Origin of the sequence: Planotetraspora sp. A-T 1434 (assembly GCF_025420585.1) — a bacterium.
In the GTDB taxonomy this organism is placed as follows: Bacteria; Actinomycetota; Actinomycetes; order Streptosporangiales; family Streptosporangiaceae; genus JAOEGB01.
Genome location: NZ_JAOEGB010000018.1, coordinates 101,116 through 121,987 on the forward strand (window position 1 = coordinate 101,116; position 20,872 = coordinate 121,987).

Sequence of the window (20,872 nt, forward strand, 5' to 3'; positions counted from 1 at the left end):
CGGCTTGCGGAGGCATCGGTAGCGTGAACCCCCACATGCGCGACGGGGGGGTGCTCGCAATGTCAGACGCCGAGAAGATCGTCGACCAGGCCATAAGGACGCTCAACGATCACGACCTCGATGGCACGATGCGGTGGTTCAGCCGCGACGTCGTCAGGGTGGGCCCGGCAGGCCAGGCGGAGGGTCACGAAGAGGTCGCGTCCTACTACGCCCTGTTCCTGGACGCCTTCCCGGACGCTCGTGTGACGGTCTGGAGCACGTACGCATTCGGTGACATCGTGGTGGTCGAGGGCATGTGCACCGGTACGCATCGGGGTCCGCTGCTCCTGCCGGGAGGTGAAGTGCTGGAGCCGACCGGCCGAGGCGTCAGCGTCCGCATGTGCGCCGCCTTCACCGTCGAGAACGGGCTCATCGTCAGCTGCCGGAACTACTTCGACCAGTTGGAGCTTTTCGCTCGCCTCGGTGTGGGGCTCGCCGTCAATCCCGCGCCCTGAGCCGCGGGGACGCTTCGGGGCACGAGCGCTGTCCCAAAACCAGATCGAAGGTCCTCTTCCCCTTTGGACACGGGATCACCGGCTCCCGGGCATTGGTACGTTTGGGCACGTGGCACATTACTTCGAGGAGAGCCCCCAGGCGGCCAGCCGTCCCGGCCAGGTGACCCTGGTCCTCCCCGATCTGCACCTGCGGCTGGAGACCGACCGGGGGGTCTTTTCCCCCGACCGGGTCGACGCCGGCACCCGGGTGCTGCTGGAGACCGTGCCACCGCCGCCCGCCGAGGGCGACCTGCTCGACCTGGGCTGCGGCTACGGCCCGATCGCGCTGACGATGGCGTCGAGGGCGCCCGGCGCGACGGTCTGGGCGGTCGACGTCAACCGCCGCTCGGTCGAGCTGTGCGAGCGGAACGCCAAAAGCGCCGGCCTTGACAAAGTAAGGCCGGTTCACGTGGACGACGTGCCAGACGATGTCCATTTCCGGGCCATCTGGTCCAACCCCGCGATCCGCATCGGCAAGCCCGCTCTTCACGAGATGCTGACCCGATGGCTGGACCGGCTCAGCCCCGACGGCGTGGCCCACCTCGTGGTCCAGAAGCACCTCGGCTCCGACTCCCTGCAACGCTGGCTGAGCGACCAGGGCTGGCCCACCACCCGGCCGGCCTCCCGCGCCGCCTACCGAATCCTGAAAGTGACGGCCCGGAAAGTGACACCCGCCCGATGAGCACCCCGAACCCGCGCAGGCAACTGCGGCCGACCGATGTCAAGCGGCTGAACCGCACCTGGCGCCGCAACACCCAGGGACGGCTCGCGCTGATCGTGGAGTCGGTGACGGGCCCGTTCAACGTCGGGTCGATCTTCCGCACGGCCGCCGCCTTCGGCGTGGACACGATCTGGCTCGCCGGGAACGCCACGCCGCCGACGAACCCCAAGGCGCAGAAGACCGCGCTCGGCACCGACCGGCTCGTCGAGTGGCACGAGCCCGTCCCGGTCTCCGAGGCCGTCAGGGCCGCCAAGGAGGACGGGTTCACCGTCGTCGCCGTCGAGCTGACCGGCGACGCCGTACCGCTGCCGGAGGCCAAGCTGGGCGGAGACGTGTGCCTGGTGCTCGGCAGCGAGGACCACGGCTGCTCCCCCGCCTCGCTCGAAGCGGCCGACGGCGTCGTCTACATCCCGCAGGTCGGAAGGGTCGGCTCCTTCAACGTGGCGGTCGCGGCCGCCATCGTGATCGCCGAGGTCAGGCGGCAGGAATGGGTCTCAATGGGGAGCTCGTGACCCAAATCTTCACCGGTGCTCGCTGACGGCACGGCCTGGCAACCGGCATACTCTGCTCGTGCAGCGCCGCTACCCGTTTCTCGACCACCCGGGGCCGCTGGCCTTCGCGCACCGCGGAGGGGCGGCGGAGGGCCGGGAGAACACCATGTCCGCTTTCTCCAGGGCCGTGGACCTCGGCTACTCCTACCTGGAGACCGACGCTCACGCCACCGCGGACGGCGTGCTGCTCGCCTTCCACGACCACACCCTCGACCGTGTGACGGATCGCGCCGGCCGGATCTCCCAGCTCCCCTACCGCGAGGTCCGGAAGGCCCGCATCGGCGGCGCCGAGGAGATCCCGCTGATCGAGGAGCTGCTCGGCACGTGGCCCGACGTGCGGTTCAACATCGACGTCAAGGAGACCCCGGCGATCCTGCCGCTGGCCCGGGCCATCCGCCGCACCGGCGCCTACGACCGGGTCTGCCTCACGTCGTTCTCCGACCTGCGGCTCGCCCAGGCCCGCAAGGCGATCGGCCGTGAGGTCTGCTCGTCGCTCGGCCCCCGAGGTGTCGCCGCGCTCCGCACCGCCGCCCTGGGAGGCGGCTACGGCCGGCTCCTGACCGGCCTCGCCCGCGCCGGGGTGCCGTGCGCCCAGATCCCGATCGGCTTCCGGGGCCTGCGCGTCACCAGCCGCTCCCTCGTCCGTACGGCTCACGCCATCGGCATGCAGGTCCACGTCTGGACGATCGACGACCCCGTGACAATGGGACGCCTGCTCGACCTCGGCGTCGACGGGATCATGACCGACAACATCACCGGCCTGCGCGACGTGCTCGACCGCCGAGGGCAGTGGCACCCTCGCGAGACCCTCAGGCCTACTTAGGCCACTTAGGCAAGGAGAACCATGACCGCCCCCCTGGTCATCGAAGCCGAGACGCCCCAGGCGCGCAGGCGCGAGCAACGCGGCTGGTACTGGTACGACTGGGCCAACTCGGCCTTCTACACCACGATCATCTCGGTCTTCCTCGGGCCCTACCTCATCCCGGTCGCCAAGACCGCGGCCTGCCGCCAGGACTTCCCGTCCATGCCCGCGGACACGTGCGTGCGGGACTTCGACAGGCTCGCCACGAACCGTCTCGGCTTCGTCGACGTGCTCGGAGCCGACATCCGGCCCGCGGCGTTCTTCGGGCTCGTCCTCACGGCGTCGGTGCTGCTGCAGATCGTCCTGCTGCCCATCGTCGGGGCGCTGGCCGACCACACCGGCCGCAAGAAGGAGCTCCTCGGCGGGTTCGCCTACGCCGGCGCGCTGGCGACCCTGGGACTGTTCTTCGTCGCCGGTGACCGCTACCTCCTCGGCGGCGTCCTGTTCATCCTGGCCAACGTCTCCTACGGCGCGTCGATCGTCGTCTACGACTCGTTCCTGCCGCAGATCTCCGCCGCGGACGAGCGCGACGCGGTCTCCTCACGCGGCTGGGCCATCGGTTACCTCGGCGGCTTCCTCCTGCTCGCGCTCAACCTCGTGCTGTTCCTGAAGCACGACGCCCTGGGGCTGTCCGAGGGCATGGCCGTACGGATCTGCATGATGTCGGCCGGGCTGTGGTGGGCGATCTTCACGATCATCCCGCTGCTGGCCCTGCGCAACCGGCCCGTGCCGCCGCACGAGAGCACGGCGCTGCGCTCGGTCGGCGGGAGCTTCCGCCAGCTCGGCCGGACCCTCGCCGAGCTGCGCCGCTACCCCGGCACCCTGCTCTTCCTCGTGGCCTACCTGATCTACAACGACGGCGTGCAGACGGTCATCGGCAACTCGGCCGCCTACGCCTCCGAGGCGCTCAAGCTCAGCAAGACCGTGCAGATCACCGCCATCCTCATGGTCCAGCTCGTCGCGTTCCTCGGCGCGCTGTTCCTGGGCCTGCTCGCCCGCCGGTACGGCACCAAGCGGACGGTGCTGGGCAGCCTGGTGGTGTGGACGGCGATCGTCGTCGTGGCCGTCTTCCTCCGCGAGGGCGCCGCGACGCAGTTCTACGCCATGGGCTTCGCCATCGCCCTCGTCCTGGGCGGCACGCAGGCGCTGTCCCGGTCGCTCTACTCCCACGTGATCCCCCGGGGCCGGGAGGCGGAGTATTTCAGCCTGCTGCAGATCAGCGACAAGGGGTCGGCCTTCATCGGCGCGCTGACCGTCACGCTGGCGCTGCAGTTCTCCAACAGCTACCGGGTGGCGATCGTCTCACTTGTGGTGTTCTTCATCATCGGCTTCGTGATGCTCATGGCCGTCAACCTGCCCAAGGCCATCCGCGAGGCGGGCAATGAGGTGCCAGAGCACATCTGAGCCGTGCGCGCCGGAAAAAGCGCGATTGGATCAGGTCTCTGGTGGGAATCCACACACGGTATCAAGCGTTGTACGCGGTGGAGACAAACCCCTCTAAGGCGGGGACCTCAGGAGGCTTAGAACATGGGCGAGCGTGCACTTCGCGGTACCCGGCTCGGCGCTACCAGCTACGAGAACGACCGCAACACCGATCTGGCTCCGCGCCAGGAGGTGTCCTACACCTGCCCTAAGGGCCATCACACCACCGTACCGCTTGCCGCCGAGGCGGAGATCCCCGCGACCTGGGAGTGCCGCAGCTGCGGCTCCCCGGCTCTCCGGATGGACGCCGAGCAGCCCCAGCAGAAGAAGGCCAAGCCGCCCCGGACCCACTGGGACATGCTGCTGGAGCGGCGCTCCATCGAGGACCTCGAGGAGGTCCTCAACGAGCGTCTCGCCATCCTCCGGGCCCAGCGGCGCAAGAGCGCGTAGACGGCAGGTAAGGGAGACGCCCCCGGTAGACCACTACCGGGGGCGTTTTCTTTGTGCCCGCGAGTTCTTCTGTGCTCCGCGAGAAACCGCGTGGGCGCCGTCGCCGAGGTCGCCGCCGCCGTGCGTCATCCCATGGCGTCCGACGCGGCGGGTGGGACGCCAGGTCGAGCAGTTCGTCGACAGACCATTGGTCATAAGCGTGCTCGCCGTACTTGACGGCGAGCACGTGCCCGTCACGGCTGATCAGGAAGTCGGCGGGAAGGCCGAGCCGACCGCCATGCGGCCTGGCCGCGTTCACTCACTCACGGCCAACTGGCCGCGGCCGCCCTCGCCGTCATCGACCGAGACGGGCTTCCTGGGCTCTGGACCTGCGGAGCCCGGGGGGACGGCGACTTCCGTTTTGACCAGACCGCGTGCCGACGCTTGACCAGACCGCGAGCTGACACGGCTCAGGCGTCGTCTTGGGCGAGCCTGGCGAGGAGCCGGTGGAACACGTCACCGAGCTGGTCGAGCTCCTCGTCGGTCAGCGGATCGAAGAAATACCGCCGGACGGTCTCCACGTGCTCCGGCGCGGCGGCCTCGATCGCGGACCGGCCTGCGGCGGTCAACCGCACGATGGAGCCCCGGGCGTCTTCCGCGCATTCCTCCCGGGCCACGAGCCCCCGCTTCTCCATCCGGCCGACCTGGTGCGACAGCCGGCTGCGGTCCCAGCCGACGGACAGGCCGAGGTCACGGGCCCGCAAGGCACCCTTGGGCGCCTCGGACAGCGGTACGAGCAGCGCGTAGTCGGCACCGGACAGACCCGCGTCGCGGACGAGCTGCCGTTCGAGCGCGCTCTGCAGCTCGCGGCGCACATCGCGATAGGCCTGCCAGATGCGGGCCTCCCGCTCATCAAGCCATCGCGGTTCCGTCATGATGGTCATGATAGGCCTTTTGTTGATGCGTCACGTAACCCGCGCGGCCGCCTCAAGGACCAGAGCTCAGCTGAGCGGCGCGCCGACCCCTGTTTGACCGACGTGGTGTCCAGCCGAGGTGCCTAGCCGACGTGGACGTGCGGGCGCCGCTCGACGTTGGGTTCGGCCTGCCGCAGGACCTCGCGGGTCAGCGGCGGCACGTCTCCCCCGCCGAACATCAGATAGCGGAGCATGGCCACGATCGGATTGCCCTCCGCCCAGTGGAAGTAGATGTGCGGCGCCCGGCCGGTTCGGTCCCGGAGGTAGAGCAGCAGCGCGGCGAGCGCGTTCGGGACCGTCGAGCTCTCGATCCTCAGGATGCGATGGCCGTACCGCTCTTCGCCCTGGACCCGCAGCTCGGTCTCGAACTCCGAGGCGTCCGGCACGGTCACCTCGACGAACATGACCGGCTCGGAGCTGCGCAGACGGTGGTTCAGCCACTGCTCGCGCAGCTTGTCGTTGTACTCGGCCTGGTTCCGCTCGTGCGGCTCATTGGCGATCAGGTGGGTGTCGCCCAACGCCTCGACGACGAACCGCTCGGCCAGCGGGTCGAGATGGACCTCGGTCACCCGAAGCTCGGTGGAGCGCGTGGCCCGCGAGACCAGCGATGTGACGATGATCGCGACGATGAAGAAGAAAGCGATCTTGACGCCGTCCGGCCGCTCGAAGACGTTGGCCACCAGCGTGTAGGCCAGCACCACGCCGATCAGGGAGAACGCCATCAGGAGCCTGACCTGCCCCGCCCTCGCCGCGGCTATGGCCACCGCGACGTTGGCCGACATGAAGAGCACCAGAACCCCCGTGGCGTACGCGCCGCCCTGCGCCTCGACGTCGGCGCCGAAGATGATCGTGATGGCGAACGCGATGACCATGAAGACCAGCACCAGAGGCCGTACGGCCCGCGTCCAGTCGGGGGCCATGCCGTACCGGGGAAGGTAGCGGGGCACGAGGTTGAGCAGCCCAGCCATCGCGGACGCGCCCGCGAACCAGAGGATCGCGATCGTGCTGACGTCGTACAGCGTGCCGAACCAGTCGCCCAGGAAGCCGTGGGCGAGGTAGGCCAGGGCGCGGCCACTCGCCTTGCCGCCCTTGCCGAACTCCTTCGCCGGGATCAGGACGGCGGTGACGAAGCTGCTGAAGATCAGGAAGACGCTCATGATCAGGGCGGCGACGGTCAGGAGACGTTTGGTGCCCTTGATCCGCCCCGCGAGGCCGCCCTTGACGAGCGGCATCACGGCCACGCCGGTCTCGAACCCGGACATGCCGAGCGCCAGCTTGGGCATCACCCACAATGAGACAGCGATCATGCCGATTGGGCTGCCGTGGTCGGTGGTCAGCACGTTCTGCCAGCTCACGACGAGGTCCGGCTGGCGCAGCACATGGAGCAGCCCGACCGTGACCACGACGGCGTTGAGCACCAGATAGGCACCCACCAGCACCACGGCGATGCCGATGGCCTCGCGGAACCCCTTCAGGAAGATCCCGCCGAGCAGAGCGACGAGCACCAGCGTGACGAGGACCTGGTGGCCCTCCAGGAAGCCCGGCACGAACGGGTTCTCCAGGATGTGGGCTGTCGCGTCGGCGGCCGACAGGGTGATGGTGATGACGAAGTCGGTGGCCGCGAAGCCGAGCAGGACCAGCACGAACAGCTTGCCCCACCACTGCGGGACCAGCTTCTCCAGCATGGCGATCGAGCCCTGCCCGTGGGGGCTCTCGACGGCGACCCGCCGGTAGATCGGCAGCGCGCCGAACAGGGTCAGCAGGACGAGCAGCAGGGTGGCGATCGGCGACAGGGCCCCCGCCGCCAGCGCGGCGATCCCCGGCTGGTAGCCGAGCGTCGAGAAGTAGTCGACGCCCGTGAGGCACATGACCTGCCACCACGAGTGCTGCTTGTGCGGAGCCTCGGGCCCGTGCGGCCCCACCGCCTTCAGGTCCCCCTGCTGGAGCCCGTCCAGCAGCCACGCCCGCAGCGACCGGTCCCCGGCCGTCGCGGACTGCACCGACCCGGCCAACCCGTCACCTCACATCAAGCGCACACAAAGACGCAAAGCACCCTACTGAGGTCAGACGAGGATTTCCGTGATCATGACGTCAAGAAAGCGTATATATCCGTAGGCCCCTCGATCGGCCGGCGTCAAAAACGCGTGGCGATACCGGGATCGGCCGTCAGGGATCAGTCAGGAACGCCGCCGGAGCGTGACGAGCGCCTCCATAGTGGCCTCATGACGACGCGTTCGCTCGGGCAGGACCGACCTCCGGACATGAGGCCGCGGCATGGTCGCGGCATGGAGCAGTTCCACCATCCGCGTTCCGTGTACGCCGGTCACGGCCCGTCCACGCGGCCGACGGAGGAGCGCCGGCGTCTCCTTGAGGGTCTCACCGGGACGGTGCTGGAGATCGGCGCGGGCGACGGCGTCAAGTTCACCTGCTACCCGGACGCCGTCACCCGGATCGTCGTCGCGGAACCCAACCCGTTCCTGCTTCCGACGGTCAGGACGGTCTGCTCGGACGCCCCCGCCCCGGTCGATCTGGTCACCCCGGCCGATCTCAGCCGTCTTCCCCTGCCGGACGAGTCCGTGGACGCCGTCGTCTGCTCGCTCGTCCTTTGTACGGCACGGCGCCTCGGCCGGACCCTGGCCGAGATCGGGCGAGTCCTCAGGCCCGGTGGCGAGTTGCGGTTCTACGAGCACGTGCGGTCGGCCAACCCGCTCGCGGCGATGGCTGAGAGCCTCGTGACCCCCGTGTGGTCGCAGGCCTGCGGCGGCTGTCACCCCGCCCGGGCCACCGTGATCGCAATCGAGGAGGCGGGCTACGCCGTCGGGCGCGTCGACCGGTTCGCCTCCCACGGGGTAAGCCATGTCCTGGGCGCCGCCCGGAAATCACGCGGAGCTAGTTGAACGGCTGGACCTTCTGCGAGATGTTGCAGGCGTGTGGCGTCTTCTTGCAGAAAGCGGCCTGGGTATAGGTCTTCTCACTGACACTGATCGAAATCTGCTGCGTGCCGCGCATGATGGTCGGGCTCTTCACCGCCGAATATCTCTTGTGGCGCTTGCCGTTCTCGTTGTGGGTGTTGCCGTTGCCCTGCTGACCATGCGAGCCCTGCGGCCACGCGGCGCTCGCATCCGCCTCCGGCGACGTGACGGCCCCCGACATCACGATCGCGAGCGCGGTCAACGGCAATAGCCGTACGGCCACGCCGGAAATCCCACTTGCCCCACAACGACTTGTCATTTCAATTCCTTTGGGTTAGACCTGCGGCATCACCCTCCTTACCCCGCGACCTGCGATTTCATTGGTGCCGGTGTGCAGGTCGGCCGTCATGTGGTTGGCCGTGGGTGACCAGAATCGAGGATGTCCCCTCCAGCGAGCGCCTTCGGGTCGGTCAGACCACCCGGGCCGACCCCTCGACCCAGCCGGGAAGACCGGCGAGGTCTCGGCGGACGACGTCGGCCTCCTCGGGTGAGACCGACGGGTCGGCGATCCGGAACTCCGCCGCCGCGGCGAGCCTCGCTGCCGACACCTGGCCCTCGGCGACCGTACGGCCCGAGCCAGCCCACGGAGCAAGGCTCGGCGCAAGGGCGGTCCTGCCGGCCGCGATCAGCTCCACGCGCCCCATCCCTCTACCGACAGCAGAACGGACGCCCCGCTCACCGTGACGACGCCCGTTGAATCTTGGTCTGGCACTACGGTAACCGCGTGGGTTTCTCCCCTTTGTCCATGCCGTAAGAAAGGCCGTCCCGTGAAGACCCTGGAGCATGCCCTCGGCCCGACGCTGAGCGCCTGATGAGGCCGCTCATCCTGCTGGACGTGGACGGGGTGCTCAACCCCTCCCGCAGGTCGTCGCCGCGCTTCCGCCGTTACGACGGGGTCCTGGACGGCGAGCCGTACAAGGTCCTGCTCGACCCACGGGACGGTTCCCGGCTCCGGAACCTGGCCGAAGCGACCGGCGCCGAGCTTGCATGGGCCACCACCTGGGAGGACCGGGCCAACGAGGAGATCGGCCCGCGCATCGGCCTGCCGTACCTGCCGGTGATACCGGTCATGGGCGATCCGGCGTCGCTAACCGGCGAGCATATGAAGACCCGTGGCATCGCCCGCTACGTCCGGCACCGTCCGTTCGTCTGGTTCGACGACAACCTCGTCGAGGCGGATCACGAGTACCTGACCCGGCACCCCGGCGTGAGCGACTTCCTCCTCGTGGAAGTCGACCCCCGCACCGGGCTCACCGATGACCATCTCGGCAGGGCCCGTGAATGGCTGATGATTCCGTCGCTGAGAGCCGAAAATCGATCGACCTCCGGAGGGTCCGGATGACAGGCTCGTGCCGTGTTCGAAGCAGCGGAAGTCCTGCGCGTCCTGACCCTGTTGCGTACGGCGGGCTGCGAGGTCTGGGTCGGTGGCGGCTGGGGAATCGACGCCCTGGTCGGCCGCACATGGTGATCGTGCAGCGGGTCATGGTCCGGTGGACCAAGCGGGGGCGCGGTGCGGGCGAGGCCGCGCGCCGGCGCGAGATCCCCTCGGCGTTGGAGCTGCCGCCGATGCCGGACGGGCCTCTTCTCCTCCATGACGTGCTCGCCGAGGACCGGACCGGATATGCCACCACCAGCGCAAGCAGCGCCCACGCCCTGCCGGGGCGGCTCAACGGGCTGCGGTTCGAGGAAGCGCCGCCGTCGGGGCTCCGAGTCGTCCGGTCTCCGGTGTGGGCCGCGTATCCGGCGACTCGGCACCCGGGGCAGGTGTTCCTCCTCCGTCCGGGAGAGCGGGCCCGTTACCGGGCCAACTTCCGCTTCAGCGGCGCCGGCATCGAGTGGTACTACGAAGAGTGGACCGTCAACATCGCCTGCGCGCCCTGGCGGCGCGACCTCTTCCTCACCGAGGAGTTCGACCACGAGAAGGACGAGCGGGTCTCGCTTTACGGCGGCCCCCGCCGCTGACCCCGCTGGAGGAGCATCGTGACGACCTGCCCGCACCCCGAGCGGTCCGGCCCCGCCGGCCTGCTGTACGCGGTGCGACACGGCCAGAGCACCGGCAACGCCGCCTTCGCCGCCGCCGAGATCGACGGGACGACGGTCATCCCGTCCGACGACATGGCGATCTCCCTGACCGATCTCGGTGAACGGCAGGCAGCCGCCGTGGGCCGGTGGCTGGCCGCACTCGCCGAGGACGAGGCCCCCGACATGGTGTGGTGCTCGCCGTACCTGCGGGCCGGGCAGACCTGGCAGGTCGCCGAGCGGGAGCTCGGCGCCGCGGGCCGGCCGCTGCCCTGCCATCGAGTCGACGGACGGCTCCGCGACCGCGACCGCGGACGGCTCAAGCACCTGCACCCGGCTGTCGTACGGGAGCGGTTTCCCGGCGAACCGGCCAAGGAGGCTCGCGACACCCTGCGCTATCGGCCGCCCGGCGGTGAGTCGTTCCTCGATGTCGCCGGGCGGCTCCGCGGCGTCCTGGCCGACATCGAGGCCGACCACCGGCACCGTCGTGTGCTGATCGTGGCCCACGACGCGGTCGTGCTGTTCTTCCGGCAGATCCTCGAACGGCTCACCGACGCCGACATCCTCGCCATCGCCGGGAACGGCCTGGCGGGCAACGGCTCCATCACCACCTGGCGGCGCGCCCCTGACGGTTACCGGCTCCTGGCCTACGACGACCGTTCCCATCTGCCCGGCTGAGTCATTGATCACCAAGGGCGGTTGAGCGGCGACGCCACTCCCCCGACGAGCGGCAGCGGCAGGGCCACGCATTCGATCACCTCCGTGCCGTGTAGAATCAACCAAGCGTTTGCTTGTGTCCACTGGGCCTGAGGAGGCCGGCGTGACCCTCACCGCCGCTGCGACCGCCGACGACTACGACGTCACATCCGAATGGCACGTCAGCGATCCGTATCCGTTCCTGCGCCGCCTGCGCCGCGAGCGGCCGGTGTTCTACAGCGAGAACCTCGAGGCCTGGGTGCTCACGCGCTATGGCCACGTGCGCGCCGCGCTGGCCGACGACGAGCGCTTCTCCTCCCGCGGCATCCTCACCGCGTCGACCCGGCTGACCGGCGAGGTACGCGAGTTGCTGGGCGGCCGGGGGGCCTTCCTCAGCCGGTTCGTGGCGAACGTCGACCCGCCGGCGCACACCCGGCTGCGGCGGGCGGTGTCGCGGGCCTTCACCCCCCGCGCGGTCTCCGCGCTCGCCGACCAGTACCGCGGGCTCGTCCACGAGTCGGTCGACCAGGTCGTCGCCGACGGCCGGGCCGACTTCGCCGCTCACTTCGCCACGTTCGCGCCGGCACGGCTGATGAGCGTCTTCGTCGGCATCCCGCGGGAGGACGAGCACCAGGTCAAGCAGTGGGTGGAGGACTGGTTCCAGCTCTTCCTCGCCCGGCACGATCCGGCCCGGCAGCCCGCGCTGGCCCGCAGCTTCCTCGACTACCTCGACTATGTGGACGCGCTGATCCGGAGCCGTGCCGCGGAACCGCGCGACGACTTCGCCGGCCTGATGGCCGGGTCCGTGGGCGCGCCTCCGCACGGGCTCGACCACCTCGACGTGGTCGAGCAGATCAGCGCGCTGCTGCTCGGCGGCAACGACACCGTGCCGAACGGCATCGGCAACGCGGCCTACCGGCTGCTCGGGGGCGGGCACTGGGCCGAGATGGCCCGGACGCCGGAGCTCATCCCGAACGCGGTGGAGGAGGCACTGCGCTTCGACGGCGCCGCCACCGGCATCTTCCGGCTCGCCGCGACCGACATCGAGGTGGACGGCGTGACCATACCCGCCGGTTCGTTCGTCTTCGTGAGCCAGGACTCGGCCGGGCACGACGAGACCGTGTTCCCCGATCCGGAGCGGTTCGACATCACCCGCCCCAACGCCGCCCAGCACATGGCCTTCGGCTACGGCATCCACCACTGCGTCGGGGCGGCGCTCACCCGGCTGGAGATGGTGATCGCCGTGGAGGTGCTATCCGCCAGGCTGCCGAGCCTGCGACTCGTGGCCGGCGAACCGATCCGTTACCGGCGCAGCGTCACCGGACGCGGCCTGGCCACGCTACCGGTCGAGTGGGACGAGCGATCCTGACTGTCAGGCGCCGTAGCCGCCGTCGACGTCGAGGGCCTGGCCGCTGATGAAACCGGCCCGGTCGCTGGCGAGGAAGCAGACCGCCTCGGCGACGTCCATGGTGCTGCCGAACCGGCGCAGCGGGATGTTGGCGCGCGTCACTTCGAGCGCCCGCTCGCCGAGCTCGCCTGATTCGATCAGCCGCGCCGCCATCCCGCCGGTCAGCATGCCCGGCCCCACGCAGTTCGCCCGGACCCCGAAGCGTCCCTCCTCGGCGGCGAGGCCGCGCACGAGCGCCTCGACCGCCCCCTTGGGGCCCGCCGACAGGCCGTCCCGGACCGGGAACCGGCGCGTCGCGGCCGTCGTCACGGCGACGACGCTGCCCCGGGTCGCGCGCAGACGCGGGAGCGCGGGCTGCACGAGGTTGAAGAAGGCGACCGCGTCGCCTTCGATCTGCCGGCGGAACTCGGCGGGGCTCACCCCCGAGAGGTGCCTCATCGGCACGTGCGGCCCGGCGGCGTAGACGATCGTGTGGATGCCGCCGTAGGCCGCCGCCACCTCGTGGAGGAAGGCGGCCACAGCGGCGTCGTCGGCGAGGTCGAGCCGCCAGGCCGCCGCCCTGCGTCCGCTCTCCTGGGCGTCCGCGACGACATCGGCGGCCGCGCGGGCGTTGCTCCGGTAGGTGATCGCCAGATCGCTGCCGCGCCGCGCGAGGAGCGAGGCGACCGCGCCGCCGATGCCGCCGCTGGCCCCCGCCACCACGGCGACGCCGGGCCGGTGCCGGAAGTCCTCCGCCAGGTCGCCGCTCACTCGTCGTCGCCGATCACCACGCCGAAGTCCCGCTCGGCCCCGAGCCGGGTCACCCGCCCGTCCGCGACGTCGGCCCGGACGGCTTCGATGTCCCGCTCCTCCGGCCGGCCGAGGCCGCCTCCGCCGGTCGTCTCGACGATGAACGCCTCACCTGCCCGGAAGTGCGCGTTGTTGTTCTTCGCGGGCAGCCGTTCCACGGTGCCGTCCGGCGTCCGGCGGAAGAAGCCGCCGAGGCGTCCGGGGCGGCCGCCGTCCCGGCCGGGCGGGGCGGTCCGCAACCGGTCGCCGCGGGTGGTGACGTCCGCGTCGGCGAGCAGCCGGAACGTCGTGCGGCTGCCCAGCCCGCCACGCCATCGCCCCGGTCCGCCGGAGTCCGGGATGAACTCGACCGCCTCGACCACGAGTGGGCAGCGGGTCTCGACGGGCTCGGTCTGCGGGACGGAGTTGCGGCCGATGCCGAAGTGCACCCCGGTGGCGTCGGGCCCGTCCTTCCCGGCGCGCGCACCCACACCGCCGAAGTCGTAGGCCAGATGGATCCAGTACGGCGCCTGCCGGGCGGCGATGCTGAACGGCTGGAGGATCCCAGACGCGGCGATCGCCCGGTCCGGGGCCGCCTCGGACATCGCCTGCATGATCGCCTCGATCGCCGCGTAGACCGGCAGGAACCGGCCGCCGCACGGGTACGGCGACTGCGCGTTGAGCAGCGAGCCGGCCGGGAGCCGGATGTCGAGCGGGCGGAGCCCTCCGGCGTTCATCGGCAGCGTGGGGTCGAGGAAGCAGCGGATCGCGAAGACGGCGCCCGCGAGCGACTGCGACAGGCTGGAGTTGACCGCCGCCGCGACCTGCGCGTCGGTGCCCTCGAAATCGATCACGGCCGAGCCGCCGGCGACGGTGACGGCCACCCGCACGACCAGCGGCGGCGCGCCAGGGTGGAGGCTGGGGTGGACGCCGTCGTCGTCGATGGCGTACTCGGAGCGGTAGGTGCCCGGCCGCAGCGCGGCGAGCGCGCGGCGGGTCCGCGCCTCGGTGTAGTCGAGGTAGTCCGCCACGCTCCGCCGGAACTCGGCCGGGCCGTACTCCGCGAGAAGCTCCTCGATCCGGCGCGCCGCCGTGCCGGCCCCGGCGATCAGCGCCCGCACGTCCCCCATGACCAGGTCCGGGGTGCGGCTGTTGAGCCGCAGCAGCCGTTCCATCACCGGATCGAGCCCGTCGGCCGTGGCGATCCGTACGGGGGGCAGTTGCAGGCCCTCGGCGAAGATGTCCGTGGCCAGGGCGGCCATGCCGCCCGCGGAGGCGCCGCCGAGGTCGGAGACGTGGATGAGTGTGCCGCTGAAGTACTCGACGGTGTCACCGACGAAGATCGGGCGGAAGACCAGGATGTCGTTGGTGTGGATGCCGCCCCGGTAGGCGTCGTTGAGCGCGAAGACGTCGCCGGGGCGCATGCTCTCGGCCGGGTGGTCGGCCAGCACCTCCGGCAGCGCCACCGAGAGCGCCATGCTGTTCATCAGCGTGGTGGCGACGGAGTGGGCGATCAGCCGCCCATGCCGGTCGAGAATCGCCGCGGAGGCGTCCGAGCCCTCCACGATGAAGGTCGAGTAGGCCGACCGGATGACGACGATGCCGGCCTCCTCGGCGGCGACCATGAGCGAGTGACGCAGCACCTCGGCGGTCAGCGCGTCCCTGCCCGAAGAAGTGGTCATGACGGCTCCCGGCTCAGAGTGATGGTGTCGGTCGCGTCGACGGTCAACGTCCAGCGCGGCGGCACCACCACGGTGGCCTCGGCGTCCTCGACCAGCAATGGACCGGCCAGGGGAGGGAGGCCGCGCCGGGCGGCGCGGGTGTAGACCGGGGTGTCGGCGAAGCCGCCCGCCTCGGCGAACCACGCGGGCCTGCTCCGAGCCGGGCCGCCGGTGGCGCCGGTGGCGCCGGCCGCCGGCGCGACGTGGTGGGCCTGCGCGGCGTCTCGAGCCACGAGCCGGGTGACCCGGACGCGGTAGCCGACGAACTCGACGGGGTCACGGGGCGCGATGCCGTACGCCGCGAGGTAACGCTCGTAGAACCGCTCGACGACGCCGTCCAGCACCGCCTTGGTCAGCTCCCCCGGAGGCAACGCGATGTTGAGGTCGTGCGCCTGGCCGCGATAGCGGATGTCGATGGTGCGCTCGACGACGACGCCGGGGTCCCGGCCGGTCACCCCGAGGTCCGCCAGGCCCTCCGCGGTGAGCCGCGCGTAGGTGGGCCCGATGCCGGCGTCGATGTCGGCGTCGGCGTGGGCGACCACCCGGGTGCCGACCCGGTCGGTGGCGAGGTCGGTGGCGAGCAGCCCGGCGGCCGAGCCGACTCCGCAGGCCGCCGGCACGACGATCCTGACGATGCCGAACCTCTCGGCCACCCGGGCCGCGTGCATCGGCCCGGCGCCGCCCATGGCGACGATCGGATAGGCCCGGGGATCGATGCCCCGCTGCACGGTGACGACGTGGACGGCAGCGGCCATGACGGCGTTGGCGATGTCGTGGACCGCCGCGGCGGCGGCCTCGGGCGTCACGCCGAGCGGCACGGAGAGCACGCGCTCGATCGCCTCGGCCCCGCGCTCGGGAGAGAGGGTCAGCGTGCCGCCCGCGAAGTTGCCCGGGTCCAGGTAGCCCAGCAGCAGGTTGGCGTCGGTGACGGTGGGGTTGACGCCGCCCAGGCCGTAGCAGGCGGGTCCGGGCCGCGATCCGGCCGAACGGGGGCCCACGCGCAGCGCCCCGCCCTCGTCCACCCACGCGACGCTGCCGCCGCCCGCGCCGACCTCGGCCAGGTCGATCGCCGCGATCTTGATGGGGACGCCCGTGCCCGCGCGCCGCCCGCCGAAGCTGCCCTTCCCGCCCACGTGGAACTCACGGGTGAGGTCGGGGACGCCGCCCCGGATCGCGCAGGCCTTGGCCGTGGTGCCGCCCATGTCGAAGGAGATGACGTCGGGCAGGCCGAGCCGCCGGCCCACCGCCTGGGCGGCGACCACTCCTGCCGCCGGTCCCGACTCGATGGTGGCCACCGCGCGCCGTCCGGCGAGGGCGGCGGACAGGACGCCGCCGCTCGACTCCATCACCTGCACCCGGGCGCCGATGCCGATGTCCCGCAGTCGCCGTTCGAGCAGGCCGAGGTAGCGCACCATGATGGGGCCCACGTAGGCGGACATCAGCGTGGTGGTGGCGCGCTCGTACTCGCGCGACTCCGGGAAGATCTCCGACGACACGGCGAGCGACACGCCCGCCGGCAGCGCCTCGGCGAGGATCTCCGCCACCCGCCGCTCGTGGGCCGGGTTGGCGTAGGAGTGCAGCAGGGAGATCGCGACCGCCTCGACGTCGAGGCGGCCGATCCGCCCGGCGACCCGGCGCACGTCCGCCTCGTCGAGCGGCACCAGGACGCCGCCCCGCGCGTCGAGGCGCTCGGTCACCTCGAAGCAGCGCGACAGCGGCACCGGCGGAGGCGGCGGCTCGAAGAGGATGTCGAAGCGGTCCTCCTCCACCCGGGCGTAACGGCCCAGGGCGAGCAGGCCGCGGAAGCCGCGGGTGGTGACGAAGGCCACCCGGGCGCCCGTGCGCTCCAGGATCGCGTTGGTCGCGAGCGTCGTCGCGTGGACGAACCGCCCGACCTCGGCCGGGCCGGTCCCGGAGGATTCGAGCACCGACCGGACCCCGGTCAGGATGCCCTCCGCCGGATCCTCGTGGGTGCTCAGCGTCTTGGCGACTACCGGCGTGCCGTCCGGCCGGACCAGGACGACGTCTGTGAAGGTGCCGCCCACGTCCGCCGCGATGACATGCCCAGGCATGCCCGAATGCTAGTTAGCCGAGCAAGCGCTTGTCCATATCGTTGACCGCGGGCACGCCCGATCCTAGGATGTGCCAAGCAAGCGCTCGGCCAAAACCGGGGAGAACAGCCAGAAGGAGCCGCATGCGTCCGACCCGCCGTCCCTTCAAGTTCGGCGCCGTCGTGCGGCTGGCCGGCAGCGGCCGGGAGTGGGCCGGCAAGGCGCGGATCCTGGAGGACTCCGGGTTCGACGTGCTCTTCGTCTCCGATCACTTCGTGGGCCCCCGGTTCGCGCCGATGCCGGCGTTGATGGCCGCCGCCTGCGCGACCTCCCGGCTGCGGGTGGGCACCATGGTGCTCTCCAACGACTACCGGCACCCCGTGGCGCTCGCGAAGGAGGCGGCCACCGTCGACCTCCTCTCCGGCGGCCGGCTCGAGCTCGGAATCGGCACCGGCTGGATGCGGGCGGACTACGACAAGGCCGGGCTGCCGTTCGCCCCACCGGCCGATCGGATCGAACGGCTCGCCGAGGCGCTCCAGGTGCTCAAGGGGCTGTGGCGGGGCGGGCCGTACTCCTTCGCCGGCCGCCACTACCGGATCGACGAGCTGGAGTGCGATCCCCTGCCGGCGCAGCGGCCGCACCCGCGGATCCTGCTCGGTGGCGGCGGCCCGCGGATGCTCCGGCTGGCGGCCCGCGAGGCGGACGCGATCAACCTGGCCGTGCGGATGCGGGCCGACGGCAGCGCGCCGGACGAGAGCGACACCGGCCTCGCGGCGTTCACGGAGAAGATCGAGATCATCCGCGAAGCCGCCGGAGAGCGCTGGGCCGCGCTCGACATCGGCACAAGCGTCCAGCAGGTCGGCGACGAGGACAGGCTCGAAAGCTGGAGCGCGGCCAACGTGGGACCGCAGGCGGAGACGCCGCAGGTGCTGCCCGGCGGCGTCATCGACCGGATCGACAAGCTGCGGCACTGGCGCGACGAGCACGGGCTCAACTACTTCGTCCTGCACAACGAAAAGGACCTCGGCGAGTTTCTGCCCGTCGTCGAGGCGCTGGCGGGCACCTGACGCAGTGGAAAGGACCCGATGAGCGACCCCGTCCGCCGCCTCAGCGGCCAGGAGACGGCCTTCTACACCGAGCACGGATGGCTCCACGCGCCCGCGCTGGTGGAGCCCGGCCTGATCGAGCGAATGGCCCGGAAAGCCCGCGAACTGCACTCTGTTTTACGAGACGGGGCTTCGCGAGAGGGGGCGAGTGGGACCGTGTCGGTTTCGGCGGTCGCCCAGGCGTTCGGCCAGAACCGCGGCCTCGCGGAGGCGGACGAGGATTTCGCCGCGCCGGTCTTCTCCCCCGTCATGGCGGGCAACGCCGCGCGGCTGCTGCCCGGCGAGCCGGACGTGCGGCTGCAGATCAACAACCTCCTGGTCAAGGAGCCGGTGGGCGGCGCGCACGGGCCGACCACCTTCCACCAGGACTTCCCCTGGTTTCCCATGGACCGCTCCTCGATGCTGACCGTCTGGCTCGCCCTGGTCGACATCCCCGCCGGCATGGGCTCGCTGCGGTTCTACGACCGCTCGCACCTCTATGGCTCGCTCGGCCGGTCGTTCGCCAGGGACGGCGACGACGCGATCAGCCAGCACCCGTGGATAGCCGATCTGGAGCTCTCGCCGCCATTGGACCTCAAGGCCGGTGACGCCACCGTCCACAGCGCGCTGACCATCCACGGCGCCGCCCCCAACGCGTACGGCACGCCCCGCCTGTCCTTCGCCTGGACCTACTTCGACGCGGGGACGCTCTACACCGGGTCCCCGTTCAAGCAGACCGACGATCTGGGCCTGCGCGTCAACGAGGTCTTCGACCACCCGGCCTTCCCGATCGTGCCCCGATCGTGACGGCGGTCATGGCGAACACGGTCCAGACGGTGCGGGGAGCCGTGCCCACCCGCGCCCTGGGCGTGACGCTCATGCACGAGCACGTTTTCGGTCTGTCTCCGGAGATCCTGTGGAACTGGCCCGACATCCCCGAGGGCTGGGACCAGGAGGCACGCGCGCGGGAGGCCGCCGGCAAGCTCAACGCGCTGAAGCGCGCGGGCGTCGACACGATCGTCGACCTCACGGTCATCGGCCTCGGGCGGTTCGTCCCGGCCGTGCAACGAGTGGCCGAGCTGACGGACATCACGATCATCGTCGCGACCGGCGTCTACACCTACGACGCCCTGCCGGGCTACTTCGCGCATCGCGGGCCGGGAACGATCTTCGGCGGCCCCGAGCGGATGGTCGAGTTCTTCGTGCGCGACATCACCGAGGGCATCGGCCGCACCGGTGTGCGCGCCGGGATCCTCAAGTGCGCCACCGACCACCAGGGCGTGACCCCGGGCGTGGAGCGGGTATTGCGCGCGGTGGCCCAGGCGCACCGGGAGACCGGCGCGCCGATCTCCACCCACACCGAGTCCAGCACCCGGCGAGGCCTCGACCAGCAGAAGATCTTCGCGGCCGAGGGCGTCGACCTCAGCCGGGTCGTGATCGGCCACGCCGGGGACTCGACCGACCTCGCCTACCTGGAGGAGCTGATCGCGAACGGCTCCTACCTGGGCATGGACCGGTTCGGCGTGGACAGCATCTGCCCGTTCGAGAGCCGGGTGGCGACGGTGGCCGCGCTGTGCGATCGCGGGCACGCCGATCGGATGGTCCTCTCGCACGACGCGTTCTGCTTCAGCGACCGCGTCGACGTGGCGGCGCAGCGGGCGATGTTCCCCAACTACCACATGCTGCACATCTCGCAGGACGTGCTGCCCGCGCTCCGGCGGAGCGGGGTGACCGAGGAGCAGATCCACACGATGCTGGTCGAGAACCCGCGCCGGATCTTCGACCGCCAGGGCGGCTACTGACCCGGAGCCGGAGAGACGCCGTAGCGGCCGGCGAAGGCGGCGAGTTGCTCGACCGCCTGCCGGGACCGCCGCGCGGGACGGACGATCAGCCGGTGGACGCCCAGCTCCTCGAACGCCGCGACCTGCTCCGGCGGCGCCTCGAAGGCGCTCACCGTCAGCTGGAACGGCCCGGGATCGCGACCGGCCTCGTCGAGCATGCGCCGCAGGCGCTCGATCTGCGGCCGCGCGCTCTCCAGCGTGTGCGGCATGCTGATCCACCCGTCGCAGAGCCGTACGGCACGGCGCAGCGCGGCGGCGCTCTCCCCGCCCGCGAGCAGCGGAGGGTGGGGCCGGGAGATCGGCTTCGGCTCGAACACGACCTTGTCGAAGGAGTAGAACCGGCCCCGATGGCCGACGACCGGCTCGGTCCACAGCCGCTTCGCCACCTCGATCGCCTCGTCGAGACGTGCGCCGCGGGTGGCGAAGTCGAGCTCCAGGGCGCGCCACTCCGCCGCCATCCACCCGGCGCCCACGCCCACGACGGCCCGCCCGCCGGACACCCAGTCGAGCGTGCCGAACGCCCGCGCCGCGACCAGCGGGTGCCGCAGCCCGAAGAGGTAGACATAGGTGCCCAGGAGCACGTGGCGGGTGCGCGCGGCGATGGAGGCGAGGAAGACGGGCGCGTCGAACAGCGGCGTCTCGGGCGGCACCGGCGGGCGCCCGTCCGCCGCCCCCGGGTAGCCGGAGTCGGCCATGTCCGTGGTCAGGACCAGGTGCTCGGGCAGCCACACCGACTCGTAGCCGAGCTCGTCGGCGGCGACGGCCACGTCCGTCCAGACCGCCGGGTGGAGCAGCCCCAGGTTGACTCCGAAGCGCATG

Annotated in this window: 23 protein-coding genes; 15 read left to right on the top strand and 8 right to left on the bottom strand. The window is 71.0% G+C overall.

What is annotated here, in order from left to right; translation table 11 throughout:
* The first annotated feature begins 59 nt into the window (after positions 1-59).
* The 6 genes from N5079_RS23135 (at position 60) to N5079_RS23160 (ending at position 4,539) form a co-directional block, all read left to right on the top strand.
* On the top strand, positions 60-494 hold the full coding sequence (locus tag N5079_RS23135; protein ID WP_261586074.1) for an ester cyclase: 435 nt from the start codon (positions 60-62) through the stop codon (positions 492-494).
* Between the two features lie 109 nt (positions 495-603).
* Positions 604-1,215, top strand: coding sequence for a class I SAM-dependent methyltransferase (locus tag N5079_RS23140; protein WP_261586076.1), 612 nt, complete (start codon positions 604-606; stop codon positions 1,213-1,215).
* Positions 1,212-1,766, top strand: a complete 555-nt coding sequence (locus tag N5079_RS23145; RefSeq protein WP_261586077.1) for a TrmH family RNA methyltransferase — start codon at positions 1,212-1,214, stop codon at positions 1,764-1,766. The genes N5079_RS23140 and N5079_RS23145 overlap by 4 nt, the downstream gene beginning before the upstream one ends.
* A 58-nt stretch (positions 1,767-1,824) precedes the next feature.
* On the top strand, positions 1,825-2,628 hold the full coding sequence (locus tag N5079_RS23150; RefSeq protein WP_261586079.1) for a glycerophosphodiester phosphodiesterase: 804 nt from the start codon (positions 1,825-1,827) through the stop codon (positions 2,626-2,628).
* Positions 2,629-2,649: 21 nt separating this feature from the next.
* The gene (locus tag N5079_RS23155) at positions 2,650-4,071 is read left to right on the top strand and encodes an MFS transporter (protein WP_261586080.1); all 1,422 of its coding nucleotides are present in this window, start codon (positions 2,650-2,652) and stop codon (positions 4,069-4,071) included.
* 123 nt (positions 4,072-4,194) lie between these two features.
* Positions 4,195-4,539: an RNA polymerase-binding protein RbpA gene (locus tag N5079_RS23160; protein WP_261586081.1), complete on the top strand. Its 345-nt coding sequence runs from the start codon at positions 4,195-4,197 to the stop codon at positions 4,537-4,539.
* Between the two features lie 449 nt (positions 4,540-4,988).
* Here the strand turns inward: N5079_RS23160 and N5079_RS23165 are convergent, their stop codons facing one another.
* Together N5079_RS23165 and N5079_RS23170 are read right to left on the bottom strand one after the other, a co-directional pair.
* The gene (locus tag N5079_RS23165; protein WP_261586082.1) at positions 4,989-5,453 is read right to left on the bottom strand and encodes a MarR family winged helix-turn-helix transcriptional regulator; all 465 of its coding nucleotides are present in this window, start codon (positions 5,451-5,453) and stop codon (positions 4,989-4,991) included.
* 122 nt (positions 5,454-5,575) lie between these two features.
* Positions 5,576-7,504, bottom strand: coding sequence for an amino acid transporter (locus N5079_RS23170; protein WP_261586083.1), 1,929 nt, complete (start codon positions 7,502-7,504; stop codon positions 5,576-5,578).
* 273 nt (positions 7,505-7,777) lie between these two features.
* On the opposite strand from N5079_RS23170, the gene N5079_RS23175 reads away from it, so the two are divergent.
* Positions 7,778-8,389 carry a class I SAM-dependent methyltransferase gene (locus tag N5079_RS23175; protein ID WP_261586084.1) on the top strand — a complete coding sequence of 204 codons (612 nt, stop codon included), beginning with the start codon at positions 7,778-7,780 and terminating at the stop codon, positions 8,387-8,389.
* On the opposite strand, the gene N5079_RS23180 is transcribed toward N5079_RS23175, so the two are convergent.
* Both N5079_RS23180 and N5079_RS23185 read right to left on the bottom strand, forming a co-directional pair.
* Positions 8,382-8,687 (bottom strand): hypothetical protein, encoded by a 306-nt coding sequence (locus N5079_RS23180; protein WP_261586085.1) that lies wholly within the window; start codon positions 8,685-8,687, stop codon positions 8,382-8,384. The genes N5079_RS23175 and N5079_RS23180 overlap by 8 nt on opposite strands.
* A 187-nt stretch (positions 8,688-8,874) precedes the next feature.
* The gene (locus tag N5079_RS23185; protein ID WP_261586086.1) at positions 8,875-9,099 is read right to left on the bottom strand and encodes a hypothetical protein; all 225 of its coding nucleotides are present in this window, start codon (positions 9,097-9,099) and stop codon (positions 8,875-8,877) included.
* Positions 9,100-9,275: 176 nt separating this feature from the next.
* Between N5079_RS23185 and N5079_RS23190 the strand changes: the two genes are divergently transcribed.
* The 5 genes from N5079_RS23190 to N5079_RS23205 all read left to right on the top strand — a co-directional run bounded on the left by N5079_RS23190 (position 9,276) and on the right by N5079_RS23205 (position 12,548).
* Complete coding sequence (locus N5079_RS23190) at positions 9,276-9,806, top strand: HAD domain-containing protein (protein ID WP_261586087.1); 531 nt, start codon at positions 9,276-9,278, stop codon at positions 9,804-9,806.
* A 12-nt stretch (positions 9,807-9,818) separates the two neighbouring features.
* Positions 9,819-9,932, top strand: a complete 114-nt coding sequence (locus N5079_RS35610; RefSeq protein ID WP_410007823.1) for a nucleotidyltransferase domain-containing protein — start codon at positions 9,819-9,821, stop codon at positions 9,930-9,932.
* Complete coding sequence (locus N5079_RS23195; protein ID WP_261586088.1) at positions 9,926-10,426, top strand: hypothetical protein; 501 nt, start codon at positions 9,926-9,928, stop codon at positions 10,424-10,426. The genes N5079_RS35610 and N5079_RS23195 overlap by 7 nt, the downstream gene beginning before the upstream one ends.
* An 18-nt stretch (positions 10,427-10,444) precedes the next feature.
* Positions 10,445-11,161 (top strand): histidine phosphatase family protein, encoded by a 717-nt coding sequence (locus N5079_RS23200; protein ID WP_261586089.1) that lies wholly within the window; start codon positions 10,445-10,447, stop codon positions 11,159-11,161.
* A gap of 142 nt (positions 11,162-11,303) precedes the next feature.
* Positions 11,304-12,548 carry a cytochrome P450 gene (locus N5079_RS23205; protein ID WP_261586090.1) on the top strand — a complete coding sequence of 415 codons (1,245 nt, stop codon included), beginning with the start codon at positions 11,304-11,306 and terminating at the stop codon, positions 12,546-12,548.
* Positions 12,549-12,551: 3 nt separating this feature from the next.
* Here the strand turns inward: N5079_RS23205 and N5079_RS23210 are convergent, their stop codons facing one another.
* From N5079_RS23210 to N5079_RS23220, 3 genes are read right to left on the bottom strand one after another with little or no spacing between them, the layout of a single operon-like run.
* Complete coding sequence (locus N5079_RS23210) at positions 12,552-13,337, bottom strand: SDR family NAD(P)-dependent oxidoreductase (RefSeq protein ID WP_261586091.1); 786 nt, start codon at positions 13,335-13,337, stop codon at positions 12,552-12,554.
* On the bottom strand, positions 13,334-15,037 hold the full coding sequence (locus N5079_RS23215; RefSeq protein WP_261586092.1) for a hydantoinase B/oxoprolinase family protein: 1,704 nt from the start codon (positions 15,035-15,037) through the stop codon (positions 13,334-13,336). The genes N5079_RS23210 and N5079_RS23215 overlap by 4 nt, the downstream gene beginning before the upstream one ends.
* Entirely contained in the window at positions 15,034-17,148 is a 2,115-nt protein-coding gene (locus N5079_RS23220; protein ID WP_261586093.1) for a hydantoinase/oxoprolinase family protein, read from the bottom strand. The genes N5079_RS23215 and N5079_RS23220 overlap by 4 nt, the downstream gene beginning before the upstream one ends.
* A gap of 122 nt (positions 17,149-17,270) precedes the next feature.
* On the opposite strand from N5079_RS23220, the gene N5079_RS23225 reads away from it, so the two are divergent.
* Genes N5079_RS23225 through N5079_RS23235 form a run of 3 tightly spaced genes read left to right on the top strand, consistent with a single transcriptional unit; the run spans position 17,271 to position 20,014 of the window.
* Positions 17,271-18,194 (top strand): TIGR03621 family F420-dependent LLM class oxidoreductase, encoded by a 924-nt coding sequence (locus N5079_RS23225; protein WP_261586094.1) that lies wholly within the window; start codon positions 17,271-17,273, stop codon positions 18,192-18,194.
* Positions 18,195-18,212: 18 nt separating this feature from the next.
* Complete coding sequence (locus N5079_RS23230; RefSeq protein ID WP_261586095.1) at positions 18,213-19,019, top strand: phytanoyl-CoA dioxygenase family protein; 807 nt, start codon at positions 18,213-18,215, stop codon at positions 19,017-19,019.
* A gap of 8 nt (positions 19,020-19,027) precedes the next feature.
* The gene (locus tag N5079_RS23235) at positions 19,028-20,014 is read left to right on the top strand and encodes a phosphotriesterase (protein ID WP_261586096.1); all 987 of its coding nucleotides are present in this window, start codon (positions 19,028-19,030) and stop codon (positions 20,012-20,014) included.
* On the opposite strand, the gene N5079_RS23240 is transcribed toward N5079_RS23235, so the two are convergent.
* Positions 20,008-20,871, bottom strand: a complete 864-nt coding sequence (locus tag N5079_RS23240; RefSeq protein WP_261586097.1) for a TIGR03619 family F420-dependent LLM class oxidoreductase — start codon at positions 20,869-20,871, stop codon at positions 20,008-20,010. The two genes, N5079_RS23235 and N5079_RS23240, sit on opposite strands and share 7 nt — an antisense overlap.
* Between the last annotated feature and the right edge of the window lies 1 nt (position 20,872).

Bases quoted from the DNA above. Each gene is read 5' to 3' on its own strand.
- N5079_RS23135 (WP_261586074.1), top strand. From the start codon at position 60: ATGTCAGACGCCGAGAAGATCGTCGACCAGGCCATAAGGACGCTCAAC.
- N5079_RS23145 (WP_261586077.1), top strand. From the start codon at position 1,212: ATGAGCACCCCGAACCCGCGCAGGCAACTGCGGCCGACCGATGTCAAG.
- N5079_RS23155 (WP_261586080.1), top strand. From the start codon at position 2,650: ATGACCGCCCCCCTGGTCATCGAAGCCGAGACGCCCCAGGCGCGCAGG.
- N5079_RS23160 (WP_261586081.1), top strand. From the start codon at position 4,195: ATGGGCGAGCGTGCACTTCGCGGTACCCGGCTCGGCGCTACCAGCTAC.
- N5079_RS23165 (WP_261586082.1), bottom strand. From the start codon at position 5,453: ATGACGGAACCGCGATGGCTTGATGAGCGGGAGGCCCGCATCTGGCAG.
- N5079_RS23175 (WP_261586084.1), top strand. From the start codon at position 7,778: ATGGAGCAGTTCCACCATCCGCGTTCCGTGTACGCCGGTCACGGCCCG.
- N5079_RS23190 (WP_261586087.1), top strand. From the start codon at position 9,276: ATGAGGCCGCTCATCCTGCTGGACGTGGACGGGGTGCTCAACCCCTCC.
- N5079_RS23195 (WP_261586088.1), top strand. From the start codon at position 9,926: ATGGTGATCGTGCAGCGGGTCATGGTCCGGTGGACCAAGCGGGGGCGC.
- N5079_RS23215 (WP_261586092.1), bottom strand. From the start codon at position 15,037: ATGACCACTTCTTCGGGCAGGGACGCGCTGACCGCCGAGGTGCTGCGT.
- N5079_RS23220 (WP_261586093.1), bottom strand. From the start codon at position 17,148: ATGCCTGGGCATGTCATCGCGGCGGACGTGGGCGGCACCTTCACAGAC.
- N5079_RS23225 (WP_261586094.1), top strand. From the start codon at position 17,271: ATGCGTCCGACCCGCCGTCCCTTCAAGTTCGGCGCCGTCGTGCGGCTG.
- N5079_RS23230 (WP_261586095.1), top strand. From the start codon at position 18,213: ATGAGCGACCCCGTCCGCCGCCTCAGCGGCCAGGAGACGGCCTTCTAC.
- N5079_RS23235 (WP_261586096.1), top strand. From the start codon at position 19,028: ATGGCGAACACGGTCCAGACGGTGCGGGGAGCCGTGCCCACCCGCGCC.
- N5079_RS23240 (WP_261586097.1), bottom strand. From the start codon at position 20,871: ATGCGCTTCGGAGTCAACCTGGGGCTGCTCCACCCGGCGGTCTGGACG.